The sequence below is a fragment of the Micromonospora sp. CA-259024 genome, from assembly GCF_050936255.1.
In the GTDB taxonomy this organism is placed as follows: Bacteria; Actinomycetota; Actinomycetes; order Mycobacteriales; family Micromonosporaceae; genus Micromonospora.
The window spans coordinates 3609007-3621213 of the sequence record NZ_JBNJND010000001.1 but is presented as its reverse complement, the minus strand read 5'-3'; the positions used below and the strand labels follow the sequence as shown (position 1 = coordinate 3621213).

Annotated in this window: 12 protein-coding genes; 4 read left to right on the top strand and 8 right to left on the bottom strand. The window is 68.8% G+C overall.

What is annotated here, in order from left to right; translation table 11 throughout:
• Positions 1-263: 263 nt before the first annotated feature.
• A complete protein-coding gene (locus ACQEUX_RS15790) occupies positions 264-1814 on the top strand; it encodes a pectate lyase family protein (RefSeq protein WP_433047691.1) in 1551 nt (516 codons plus the stop codon).
• A gap of 107 nt (positions 1815-1921) precedes the next feature.
• The gene (locus ACQEUX_RS15785) at positions 1922-3322 is read left to right on the top strand and encodes an RNA-guided endonuclease InsQ/TnpB family protein (RefSeq protein ID WP_433047688.1); all 1401 of its coding nucleotides are present in this window, start codon (positions 1922-1924) and stop codon (positions 3320-3322) included.
• Positions 3323-3386: 64 nt separating this feature from the next.
• Here the strand turns inward: ACQEUX_RS15785 and ACQEUX_RS15780 are convergent, their stop codons facing one another.
• From ACQEUX_RS15780 to ACQEUX_RS15760, 5 genes are all read right to left on the bottom strand, one after another.
• Complete coding sequence (locus tag ACQEUX_RS15780; protein ID WP_433047685.1) at positions 3387-4697, bottom strand: radical SAM protein; 1311 nt, start codon at positions 4695-4697, stop codon at positions 3387-3389.
• A gap of 60 nt (positions 4698-4757) precedes the next feature.
• The gene (sodN, locus tag ACQEUX_RS15775) at positions 4758-5162 is read right to left on the bottom strand and encodes a superoxide dismutase, Ni (RefSeq protein ID WP_433047682.1); all 405 of its coding nucleotides are present in this window, start codon (positions 5160-5162) and stop codon (positions 4758-4760) included.
• A gap of 120 nt (positions 5163-5282) precedes the next feature.
• Positions 5283-5960 (bottom strand): HAD family hydrolase, encoded by a 678-nt coding sequence (locus tag ACQEUX_RS15770; RefSeq protein WP_433047679.1) that lies wholly within the window; start codon positions 5958-5960, stop codon positions 5283-5285.
• Between the two features lie 113 nt (positions 5961-6073).
• The gene (locus ACQEUX_RS15765) at positions 6074-6880 is read right to left on the bottom strand and encodes an inositol monophosphatase family protein (protein WP_433047676.1); all 807 of its coding nucleotides are present in this window, start codon (positions 6878-6880) and stop codon (positions 6074-6076) included.
• 51 nt (positions 6881-6931) lie between these two features.
• The gene (locus ACQEUX_RS15760) at positions 6932-7381 is read right to left on the bottom strand and encodes an iron chaperone (RefSeq protein ID WP_433047673.1); all 450 of its coding nucleotides are present in this window, start codon (positions 7379-7381) and stop codon (positions 6932-6934) included.
• A 355-nt stretch (positions 7382-7736) separates the two neighbouring features.
• On the opposite strand from ACQEUX_RS15760, the gene ACQEUX_RS15755 reads away from it, so the two are divergent.
• Together ACQEUX_RS15755 and ACQEUX_RS15750 are read left to right on the top strand one after the other, a co-directional pair.
• Positions 7737-8498: a GNAT family N-acetyltransferase gene (locus ACQEUX_RS15755; RefSeq protein WP_433047670.1), complete on the top strand. Its 762-nt coding sequence runs from the start codon at positions 7737-7739 to the stop codon at positions 8496-8498.
• 55 nt (positions 8499-8553) lie between these two features.
• Entirely contained in the window at positions 8554-9285 is a 732-nt protein-coding gene (locus ACQEUX_RS15750) for a tetratricopeptide repeat protein (RefSeq protein WP_433047667.1), read from the top strand.
• A 50-nt stretch (positions 9286-9335) separates the two neighbouring features.
• Here the strand turns inward: ACQEUX_RS15750 and ACQEUX_RS15745 are convergent, their stop codons facing one another.
• Genes ACQEUX_RS15745 through ACQEUX_RS15735 form a run of 3 tightly spaced genes read right to left on the bottom strand, consistent with a single transcriptional unit; the run spans position 9336 to position 12155 of the window.
• Positions 9336-10058: an NADPH-dependent F420 reductase gene (locus ACQEUX_RS15745; RefSeq protein ID WP_433047664.1), complete on the bottom strand. Its 723-nt coding sequence runs from the start codon at positions 10056-10058 to the stop codon at positions 9336-9338.
• A gap of 26 nt (positions 10059-10084) precedes the next feature.
• Complete coding sequence (locus tag ACQEUX_RS15740) at positions 10085-11113, bottom strand: LLM class flavin-dependent oxidoreductase (protein WP_433047661.1); 1029 nt, start codon at positions 11111-11113, stop codon at positions 10085-10087.
• Positions 11106-12155 (bottom strand): LLM class flavin-dependent oxidoreductase, encoded by a 1050-nt coding sequence (locus ACQEUX_RS15735; protein ID WP_433047658.1) that lies wholly within the window; start codon positions 12153-12155, stop codon positions 11106-11108. The genes ACQEUX_RS15740 and ACQEUX_RS15735 overlap by 8 nt, the downstream gene beginning before the upstream one ends.
• Between the last annotated feature and the right edge of the window lie 52 nt (positions 12156-12207).

Genomic DNA, 12207 nt, shown 5'->3' with positions numbered 1-12207 from the left:
ACCCTTGCCTTGAGGGAAACCGCTTTCCTACGATTGCGTTACATCGATGTTTCATCATCGGGCCGGGCGATCGCATATCGAGCATTGCCACCATGGGGCATGCGCTTGCACGACGACTCCCCGCGATGACCAGGGCGACAGCCATGTCGTTGCTGGTATTGCAATTGATGCACGCCAATTTCTGTGCCGACTTCGCGTCCAAGGGGCGAGCGGTCGCGACGACCGCCGCAGGCGCCGGCACAATCATGCGAAGGTGAGGCGAGATGAGACGACCAGTCACGCTACGACTTCAGGCGGCACTGGCTACGGCAGCCGTTGGGATCGCGATCGGGGTGACCCTGCCGACCCCCGAGGCGTCGGCGGCGGTCGGCAGCGCCACCGGCTACGCCACCCAGAACGGCGGCACCACCGGCGGCGCGGGTGGGCAGACGGTGCGGGCCACCACGGGGACGGCGATCCATGCGGCGCTGTGCGGTCGGGCGAGCAGCAGCACCCCGATCACCATCGAGGTCACGGGGACCATCAACCACGGCAACACCAGCAAGGTGTCGGGTGCGAGCTGCAACACCGCGGACGGCGTCATCGAGCTCAAGCAGATCAGCAACGTCACCATCATCGGGGTCGGCAGCGGAGCCGTCTTCGACCAGCTCGGCATCCACATCCGCGACTCCAGCAACATCATCATCCAGAACGTGACCGTCCGGAACGTCAAGAAGTCGGGCTCGCCCACGTCCAACGGCGGAGACGCCATCGGCATGGAGAGCACGGTCCGCAACGTCTGGGTCGATCACGTCACCCTGGAGGCCTCGGGCGGGGAGTCCGAAGGGTACGACGGTCTCTTCGACATGAAGGACAACACCCAGTACGTCACCCTGTCCTACAGCATCCTGCGCAACTCCGGGCGCGGCGGCCTGGTCGGGTCCAGCGAGAGTGACCTCTCGAACGGCTTCATCACGTACCACCACAACCTCTACGAGAACATCGACTCTCGTACGCCGCTGCTGCGCGGCGGGACGGCACACATCTACAACAACCACTACGTGAGCCTCCACGAGTCGGGCATCAACTCGCGGGCCGGGGCCAAGGCCAGGGTGGAGAACAACTACTTCCGGAACTCCAAGGACGTCCTGGGCACGTTCTACACCAACGAGCGCGGGTACTGGCAGGTCAGCGGCAACACGTTCGACAACGTGACCTGGTCCAGCCCGGGCAGCGAGAACTACCCCGCCGGCCCCAACCCGACGTCCAACACCAGCGTCAGCATCCCGTACGCGTACAGCCTCGACGGGGCGAGTTGCGTGCCGGAGGTCGTTCGTCAGACGGTGGGCGCCAACACGGGCCTGCAGGTGTCGAACGGTAGCTGCTCACCGCAGACCCCGCCGCCGACGACGGCTCCGCCCACCACGCCACCGCCGACCACGCCACCGCCGACCACCCCGCCGCCCAGCGGGACGAACCTCAGCCTCGGCGCGGGCGCCGACGGCTCCAGCAAGGCCAGCGGGACGAGCTACGGCAACGTGCGGGACGGCAACATCAGCACCTACTGGTCGCCGGTCGGATCGACCGGCTCGATCTCGATCAAGTGGGGTTCCGCGACCCGGGTTTCCCGAGTGATCATCCGCGAGCCGTCGGGGACCCAGGGATCGATCGGGTCGTGGCAGCTTCTCAACCACGACACGGGGGCCGTCCTGGCCTCCGGCAGTGGCGCCGGTTCCATCGCCTTCGCCGCGACCTCGCTGAGCAAGATCACCTTCAGGATCGACAGCTCGGGCGGCGCCCCGCGAGTCGGTGAGTTCGAGACGTACGCCAGCTAGTGCGGTGTCCACTAACGTTTGCCGGGTTGGCGGTCGGGGGTTTTGTCGTACCGATGGTGTTGGGTTTGGTGGTGCCTCGTCGTCGGGATCCTGCCGCGCCTCGGGTGGTGTATCGCACCGCGCGGGTGGCGTTGCGGGTGACGCCAGGGCAGCGGCGGCGGTGTTTCGGGTTGCTGCGTTCGGGTGGTGATGTGTGGGCGTGTGTGTTGGAGGTGAACGCGTGGCGGCGTCGCCGCGGGGACGCGCCGTTGTCCGGCTATCAGGAGTTGTGTCGGGAGTTGGCGGCCTCGGGGCCGGGCACGTTCGGCGAGTTGGACTCGACGGGGGCCCGGTCGGTGTTGCGCCGGTTCTCCGACGCGTGGTTCGCGGCGGCGAAGCGACGTAAGGCCGGTGACGTGTCGGCGGGGTTCCCGCGTCGGCGGCGGGGGTTGGTGCCGGTGCGTTGGTATCACGGCACGTTCGCCGTGGACGGGCGTCGGGTCCGGATCCCGATGGGCAAGGGCGCGTCGCCGTTGTGGGTGAGGTTGGCGCGGGAGGTGCCGTACCCGGTGGAGCAGGTCCGTTCGATCACGTTGCTGTGTGAGGGCGGCCGGTTGTTCTTGGACGTGAGTGCGGAGATTCCGGTCGCGACCTATCCGGCCGGCGTGGGACCGGACCCGGGCCGGATCGCCGGGGTGGACCTGGGGGTCATCCACCCGTATGCGGTGGCGGGCCCGGACGGTGCGGGGTTGCTGGTGTCGGGGCGGGCGATCCGGGCGGAGCACCGCATGCATCTGGCTGACACGAAAGCCCGCCGCCGGGCGGTCGCCCGGCGGGCGCCGAAGCCGGGTCAGCGGGGTTTGCGGCGGTGGCGCACGTATCGGCGCCGCGCCCGGATGGTGGAGGGCCGGCATGGACGGCGGGTCCGCCAGGCCCAGCATGAGGCCGCCCGCGCTGTCGTGTCCTGGGCGGTGGGTCAGCGGGTTGGGGTGCTGCACGTCGGCGACCCCCGCGGCGTGCTCGACATTGCGGCGGGGCGGCGGCACAACCTGCGGTTGCGGCAGTGGCAGATCGGCCGGCTCTTGCAGGTCCTCACCGATAAGGCCACCCTGGCCGGCATCACGCTGCGCCTCGTGAACGAACGTGGCACGTCCTCGACCTGCCCTGCCTGCCAGCGGCGGGTACCGAAACCCCGTGGGCGGACCCTGTCCTGCCCGCACTGCCGGTTTTGCGGGCACCGTGACCTGGTCGCGGCTGCCACCATCGCCACCCGTATCCCGGGCGGCGGACCCACCACCCCCACAACAGCCGCTCCTGTGCTGCCTGGGGTGCTCACGCACCGTCGAGCCGGACGGCACCTTCCCGGTGCCGGCCAGTCCCGGCGTGACCCCCGCCGCCCACGGGCGGCGCGAGGATCAGTTGGCCCGCGCAGGCCCGCCCCACCACCCGGAGGGGAGTCGCTCGCCCACACGGCGAGGATCCACAACCACCACCGGACACCCGGTGAACGTTCGTGGACACCGCACTAGCAGCCAGCCAGCGCGTGGCGGAAGCGGCGGAGATCGTCGCTCCCGCCCTGCCCGGTGGCGCCCGTCACGACTGCGTCGACGGCAGAGTGTCCATGAAGGAGCTCACCGAGAACACCGCTCGACCGGGCCCGGCCGGACCGTATCCGGGTGGGCTGGACAGGCCATGGGCGTCCATGGTCGCCCGGTAGACCTCAAGCAGGCGGACATGGTATTCGAGCGGTGCTCCCTCGGGGTTGGCCCGACCGAGCGGCGTGGTGGGCTCGGGGCACCAGGTGGTGAACCGCGGTGTGATCCCTCTCGACATGAAGTATCGAAGCCCTTCGGCGGTGGAGTCGATCGCCTCGTCCACGCTCGTGAAGCCGTGCGGGGCGGCCATCTCGACGCCCGCCACGAAGTTCGGGATCACGTTGCGCGGGCCGAACACCTCGGCGGAGTCGAGGATGCGGCGGTGCCACTCCTCCCGACCGACGTAGCGCTCCTTGCCCGGGCAGTACAACTCGAACAGCCGCTTGTCCCACACCTCGTAGTTGGGGTGGTAGATCCGGATTCCGTAGTCGTGGAATCGCTGCACGTCGGCTCGGGGCAGCGCCTGGGCGACCACCTTGCCGATCCACCGCCCCGGGAACCGCTCCTCGATCGCCTGGGCGTACCGGCCGTAGAAGTCCGCCTCGGCCAGCCCGTCGACCTGTGAGGTGATGCTGCCACCGGTGAGGGTGTACGCCTGCGAGGTCCGGTCGGTGTCGTGCCGGTCGATGATCTCCAGAGCCTCCAGCACCTCTTCTACGGGTTTGACTCCGGTGTACGGACGACCAGCCTGTTTGTGCTGCCGCCAGTTGTGGTTGATGTCGCAGTACTGGCATTCCTCCTTGGCGCCGAAGTACTGACAGACCCGGAACGCGGTCAGGTAGATGAGATAGCCCCACTGGATCGTCGGGGCGACCTCCATCACCGACTTCCCGTTGGCGAGCGTGTGACGGTAGTAGGCCGGCATCGGGGGCAGTCCGACATCGGCGATCGATCGCCCGTCCAGGAAGAGGCGCAGTCGGCCGTCGCCGTCGGTGCGGACGCGATACGGCGAGCTGGGGTTGATGCGGACCGAGACGACGGTGCGGCGCAGTTCGTACGACCCCCCGCTGAGCACGATCTCCTCGGGCGGCCGGCGTAGCGCGGCAGTCCCCAACTCCGGCAGCGTCCGGTGATCGAACGAGAAGATGAAGTACGACTTCGGCTTGACGTCTCCGTTCTCGTTGTCGGTCAGTGCATCGTCGTCGAAGGCCAGTCCGCCACGCAGCAGGTCCTCCTTGATGACCGCCTCTCGCGGCACCTGCGGGAAACGGCTCATCAGTTCCTCGACGAGGTCAGTGCGCGACGCCATGCGGTCCTCCTGAACACGGTGTGGCGAACCGGGCGGCAGGCACCGCCCGGTTCCGGCGGATCAGCTCTGCTTGGTCTCCCAGAAGATCTTCGAGATCTCCTCGATCTTCCCGAGAAGCTGCTCCGCGACGGCCGGGTCGGCGGCTCCCTTCGCGCCCCCGGCGCCGGCCAGCTTGGTGGCCTCGTTGAAGAGCGCGTGTAGCTGCGGGTACTTCTCGAAGTGCGGCGCCTTGAAGTAGTCGGTCCACAGGACCCAGAGGTGGTGCTTGACCAGTTCGGCCCGCTGCTCCTTGATGATCAGCGACCGCGTCCGGAACTCCGGATCGTCGCTGGCCTGGTACTTCTCGGCGATCGCCTTGATCGACTCCGCCTCGATGCGCGCCTGCGCCGGGTCGTAGACCCCGCAGGGGAGATCGCAGTGTGCGCTCACGACGGTGCGCGGGCGGAGAAGGCGTGGCAGGTTCATCAGGATCCTTCCGACAACAGCGACGAGGTGACCAACGTCCGGGCGGGACGGATCAGCCGCCGATCGGTCTTCCGAGCCGCGACGTGATCCAGAACGGGACCCTAAAACCTAAACCGCACTTCATGTCAAGCTGCTCGCGTGCGGAGCCAGTCTGTCCAGGAGCGCGTCCAGGGGCAGGTCTGCGGCGCTGGGAAGCAGCAGATCCGCGGCCGTGAAGCGGGCGTGGTCGGCGTGCGGGTTCGGCACCGCGACGCAGCGGAGCCCAGCGGCATGTGCCGCCGCCACGCCGTGCGCGGTGTCCTCGAACGCGACGGCCTGATCCGCAGGCAGCCCGAGCCGATCCAGTGCCAGCAGGTAGACAGCCGGATCAGGCTTGTGTACGGGCACTTCCTCGCCGGTCGCCAGCACCTCGAAACGCGTCCGCAGCCCTGCCTGATCCAGCATGGCGCCTACGTGACTGATCGGGGAACTGCTCGCCACGGCAAGCCGCAGCCCCAACTGCGCGGCCCGGTCCAGCCACCCGACGATGCCGGCCGCCGGCGTGAGCGCCGAGTTGAGTTCTGCCCGGTACGCCATCCGCAGCGCGTGGCTGGACGCCCGGTCGTAGGCTGGCCCGACCGCCGCCTCGAGCGCGGCGTAACGCGGCTCGTTCGCATCGCCGCCGTGGTCGGCGAAGAACCCTGCCAGGTCGAGCCGCAGGCCGTGCCGCCGCCACTCCCAGCGCCAACTCTCCAGCAGCGTCGTCTCGGTGTCCATCAGCAGACCGTCGAAGTCGAAGATCAGCGCCTTGATCGTCACAGCGGCCAGTATCCCGTTGCGGGCCGATCCGCACGCCACCTGGTGGTTGTGGTCACGCGCGGAGCTTGCGGTGAGTCCGCGTGTCCTGAGCCGCCGAGAGTCAGAGAACCGGCTCAATCCCTCCCGGTGCGCTGTTGCCGGATGAGAGTCAGCAGAGCAGCATGCGTCCGCTCGTCGGCGGCCACGACGAGACCGTTCCCACCGGCGCGAATCGGCTGGCCGTCGATCCCGGTGACCACGCAACCGGCCGCCTCGCAGAGGGCGATTCCGGCCGCGAAGTGAACGCTGTCGCCCAGGTGGTGGCCATCCGTCACGTAGGCGGCGCGGCGACCGGCGGCGACCCAGGCCACGGCCAGGGTGGTGGAGACCACCCGTGGGCGGAACTGTTCGATGAAGCCATCGTCGGCCAGCATCCGGGCGGCCAGGAACACGTTCCGGTGCGGGAAGGGCGGGTCAAGATTGACGTCGACCAGCCTCGACTCGGCCGACGGGGCAAGTCGCTCGTCCCGACCATCACGGCGGACATGCGCGGCGCTGCCGTCGGTCCAGAACACCTCTCTGGTGAACGGGTCCGCCGAGGCGGCCACCGCGACGTGCGTCCCGGTCCGCAGCCCGACGTTGACCGAGGTCAGCATGCTCTGCACGGCGTAGTTCAACGTTCCGCACAACGGGTCGACCAGCCACGTACGTCCGTTACCGGCGGTGCCCGTACGCCCACTCTCCTCGGCCACCACCACGTCGTGCGGACGCGCCGTGCGCACGACGTCAAGGATGGCCTTCTCCGCCTCGACGTCGGCTGAGGTGGCGAAGTCGCCTCCAGTCTTCTGCACCCGTGCCAGCGAGGATCCGTACTGAGAGCGGACGACCTCAGCTCCGGCCTGCGCCGCTTCGATGGCCAATGCTGAGTCCGTGATCGACATGTATGAACCCTAGAGGCGGTCCTTGCGCGATGAGGGACACGGTGGGCGCAGTCAGGAAACCGCGGCCCGCACCAGCTCGATGACCTTCTTCTCGACCTCTGGGCTCCACTTCTGCAGCGCGTACGCCACCGGCCACAGATCTCCGTCGTCGAGGTTGGCCGTGTCCTGGAAGCCCAGGGTCGAGTACCGGTAGTTGAACTTGCCGGAGTCCTGGAAGAAGACGACGATCTTGCCGTCCGCGTTCGCGTAGGCGGGCATCCCGTACCAGGTCTTCGGCGACAGATCCGGGGCGGCAGCGGTCACCGTCACGTGTACGCGCTCGGCGAGCGCACGATCGTCCGGCTCCATCTGCGCGATCCGGTCGAGGACCGCCTGCAGGCCGTCGGCCTTCTTGGCACCCTTCTTGCCCTCGGCGCGCAGCTCGCTGGCGCGCTCCTTCATCGCGGCCCGCTCCTCGGGGCTGAAGCCGTCGGACGTGGTCGTGGAGGTGTTCGCGGACATTCTCGGGCTCCCTCTCGTGGGTCAGGTCCGGCGTGCTGCCGGCCATCTGGGAAAAGGCTAGGCCGGAGGACACCGTCGGGCTTCTCGATTCCTGATCGGTGCGCGGAGCCGCACGACATCGGGCCGGAGACCCGGACGGCGCGTCCTCAGCACAGACCGGCCACCCAGCGCGCATTGCGGCCGAACGTGGCGCACCGGGCTCTCGGGATCGGGTTGATCGCCTGGGATTCGGCATCATCACGTCCTTCCTATCAGACCGATCGTTCTTTCTTCTTCGTGCCCCACAACTTGCCGACCCGCGTGACCAGTGGCTACGTTGTCGATCTAGAAAGACCGACCGTTCTAGGGGGCATTCATGGACATCAGTGCCGATCGGATGGCGGCGGCGTACTTCGACGCCATTGAGATCCTCTGCGAGGTGACCCCGAAGGGCTGGTACGCCGAGCGGGGCACCGCTCGCGCGGCGGTGACCCACGCTGGTATCGCGACGCTCAACGCGGCCTACGACACGACAACGGAGCCGGATCTCGGGTCGCTCGACGAGATGGCGACCGAGGTCGGCAGGCAGGCCGCGCACTGGTCGATCATGGTGCGTGGCGAGGCGGGCGACGAGGTCACCGATCTCGCGGCTCGACACGGGCTGCTCGAACGCAGTGATCTGCCGATGCTGGCCTGCAACGCGGCCGACATCGTGTTCCGGTCCCGTGCAGCGCAGGGACCGTCCGTGCGCCAGGTCAGCGCGGCCGAGCATGACCTCTACACCGAGACCCTCACCGAGAGCTTCGAGGCTCCCGAGGGTGTCTTCGGCTCATTGATGGGCGGTGGTGTGCTCGACGCCGCACCCTTCACCGGCTATCTGGCCGAGGAGTCCGGCCGCCCCACCGGCACCGGGCTCGGGATGCGGACCTCTGGCGTGGTTGGCGTGTTCAACATCGCCGTCGTACCGTCCGCCCGGGGCCGTGGCCTGGGTCGGGTGCTCACCGAGACGGTTCTGCGGGACGGCATCGCCGCCGGCGCGGACGCCGCCTACCTGCAGAGCAGCGCGATGGGCCGGCCACTCTACGAGTCGATGGGCTTCGCGCTCGTGGAGACCTGGACCGTGTTCCAAGCGCGCTGACGGGCGAGGCTGTCGCGCGTCACGGCGGTGATCAGACACATGGGTGGGAGGCATCATGACCTTCAGTGAGAGCGTGCGCTCGGCCTTTCGGCGTGGTGAGACCGCGGCCGTGGTGCGCATGAGCGAGGCCGAGATCGAGCGGGCCCAGGCGGCTGGCGACCCGGCGGGCGAGGTGGAGGCCCGGTACAGCCTTGCCCGGGTCGCCATCCGCGGCGGCGACCTGCCGGGCGGGGAAGCCCGGGCCCGGGAGGCTCTCGAGGTGGCGCTGCGCTCCGGCGACCGCAGCCTCGAGGAACGGCCGAGGCACGTGCTGGCCGGCGTCGCGCGCATGTCCGGCGACCTGCTTCGCGCTCGGGACCTGTACCGGGAGAGCATCGCTCTCAACGAGACGCTCGACCAGCCCAAAATGGTCAACTCCGAGTATCACAACCTCGCGTTCTGTGAGCTGGGGCTGGGCAATCTCGATGCGGCGAGGACACTGTTCGCCGAGAACCGTGAGCGGGTGTTCCGCAACGACTGGGCCGACTTCGTCCCGTACGTCTGCGTTGCCGGTGCCGCACTCGCGGCGGCCGAGGGCGATCATTCGCGGGCGGCGCGGATGATCGGTGTCGCGGACGCCGCGTTCGCGGCGCTCGGCCAGGTGCCGGACCCGGACGACGCGGCCGACCTCGCCAAGATTCGCGCCGCCGCGATCGAGGCGCTCGGCCCCACCGTCTTCGATGCTGAGTACGCGCGAGGGCAGCTCCTCCACCCCCGTCAGGCCTTCGCCGACGACCGCCGACCCTGACGGGTCCCGGCGTCAGCCGGTCGCGCGGCCAGCGACGCCCTGCCGGAGTCTCATGGCTGGGCCGCCTCGTTCGCTGTCGAGGCTCGGGCGGCGGCAATGGTCCGTCCACGCTCCGACTCGGGAAAGCGGTCGAGCATAGCGCGCACCTCGTCGGCGCTCACGTTGGCGCCGAACAACTCGCTGCCCGGTTCGAGCCGTACCCCCTCGGCGAGAGGGCCGGCGACGACCGGATCGAAGCCGAGCGCGTCCACAAGGGTCGCGACCGCGGTGAGATCAGCGGCGCCGTCGCCAGCGATCGCGATGCCCTTGCGGCCGGCTGTTCCAGCCGGCCGCGCCTCGTCCTCAAGGTCGTGGTAGCCCATGTGGTTGAACGCCTTGACGACGCGGGAGCCGGACAGGAACGCCTGGACGATCTCGCTCGACGACGTACGTGGGTCGGTGAGGTCGTCGCGGATGCCGTCGATTTCCCACCAGTAGTTCATGGCGTCGACGACAAGTTTGCCGTGCAGCGCCTCGGCGGGAACGCTGCGGTACTTGCCCAGCGGAAGGGCGAGGATGACGATGTCGGCGCCGGCGACCGCGTCGACCGCGGTGGTTGCCGCCGCTCCCGGCGCCAGCACCTCGACGGTGAGGGCGATCTTCGCCGGATCGCCGGAGCCGGCGACCAGCACCCGGTAGCCGGCGGCGACGGCGAGCCGAGCGAGCACCGTGCCCACCTTGCCGGCCCCGAGGACACCGAGGGTCTGGGGCCGGCTCCGGTCGTTGTCGTTCATGTCTTCCTCTCGGTATGACGCGCTGATCAGGCCAGCAGGTCGCGGACCATGGGAATCACCTTGTCGCCGTACAGTTCGACGGCGCGCATCCGGGCGCTCACCGGCTGCGCTCCGGCCGTGTAGATGAGGTCGAACCGGCCGACGCCGAGGCTGCGGATCGCACGGGCCATCCGGCGGGCCACGGTCTCCGGCGAGCCGATGTAGAGGGAACCGTTCTCCACCTCGGAGTCGAACTCCTCGCGCCGGATCGGCGGCCAACCGCGCAGCTTGCCAATCCGGTTCCGCATGACCCGGTAGTGCGGCCAGTACACCTCCTTGGCCTCCTCGTCGGTGTCGGCGATGAAGCCCGGCGAGTGCATCCCGACCGGGTGCGCGGTCGTACCGAGCTGCTCGGCCGCCCTCCGGTACAGGTCGATGTAGGGCGCGAAGCGCTCGGGAGCCCCGCCGATGATGGCGAGCATGAGCGGTAGGCCGTAGTGGGCGGTACGCACGACCGACTGCGGCGAGCCACCCACACCGACCCAGGTGGTCAGGTGCCCCGACTCCGTCTTCGGGAAGACGTCGGCGTTCTCCAGCGGGGCACGCAGGGTGCCGCTCCAGGTGACCGGCTTCTCGTCCAGCAGCTTCACGAACAGTTCGATCTTCTCCTCGAACAACGTGTCGTAGTCGCGCAGGTCGTAGCCGAAGAGGGGAAAGGACTCGGTGAACGAGCCGCGACCGAGGATGACCTCGGCGCGGCCGTTCGACAGCGCGTCCACCGTGGCGAAGCGCTGGAACACCCGGACCGGGTCGTCCGAACTCAGCACGGTCACCCCGGAGGCCAACCGGATCCGTGAGGTACGGGTGGCGATCCCCGCCAGCACCGTCTCCGGCGTCGACACCGAGTACTCCGGTCGGTGGTGCTCGCCCAGGGCGATGACATCGACGCCGAGTTCGTCGGCGAGCACCGCCTCGTCGACGACCTGCCGGATCGCCGCGGCGTGGGAAACGACGGTGCCGGAGTCGTCCTCCGGTACGTCGCCGAAGGTGTCGAGGCCGAACATGAGATCAGACATGGTTGGGCTCCTTCGCGAGCAACTCGCGGACCCGCGGCGCGACCTCACTGCCCAGCAGTTGGATGGTGCGCGCGCGTGCCTCGCGGGGCAGGTGCATGATGTCGTACTTGAGGTCGAAGCGGCTCAGCCGCAGGTCGCGGGCGACTGTCGCGATCTTCTGCGCCACTGTCTCGGGTGACCCGACGAAGAGCGCCCCGTGGTCGATTTCGGCCTCGTAGCGCGCGCGGTCCGGTTTGTAGAAGCCGCGTTCGGCGGCAAGGGCCGCCACGACCGGCTGCCAGTATCGCCACCACGTCTCCACCGCCTCCTCGTCGGTGTCTGCGACCAGGCCGAGTGAGTGCTGCCCGATTGGCTGCGGGGTATGCCCGAATTGTTCGAGCGCCCTGGTGTAGAGGTCGACGTGGCCGGCGAAGCGCTGGGGGCGACCGCCGATGATCGCGAGCATGAGCGGAAGTCCGTGCCGGGCGGCGCGGATCACCGAGTTCGGGCTTCCTCCGACACCGATCCAGGTCGGGATGCCGTCAGGCTGCATTCGTGGGTGCAGGCGCTGCTCGGTCAGCGGGCTTCGCACCGTACCGGACCAGGTGACCGGTTCGTCCCGCTGCAGCCGTAGGAAGAGGTCCAGCTTCTCCTCGAACAGGCGCTCATAGTCGGCCAGGTCGTAGCCGAACAGTGGAAACGACTCAGTCGCCGACGCGCGTCCGAGAACCATCTGGGCGCGCCCGTTCGAGACGGCGTCGAGGGTGGCGAACTCGTGGTAGAGCCGTACCGGATCGTTCGTGCTGAGCACCGTGACCGAGGTGCCGAGGCGGATCCGCTCGGTCGCCGTCGCGGCTGCCGCGAGCAGCACGGGCGTGGCGGAGTCGTTGTGGCCCTCCCGGTAGTGCTCACCGAGGCTGAACACGTCGAGTCCCACCGACTCGGCGAGTCGTGCCTCGTCCACGAGTAGTCGCACGGTCTCGGCGTCGCTCAGGACCCGGCCGCCGTCGGTGGCCACCTCCCCGAACGAATTGAGCCCCAGCTCGAAGTCTGCTGCTGTCATCGTCCCCTCCCCGTTCTTCCCGCCGGTGACCCGCGGCAGCGGATCTACCTGT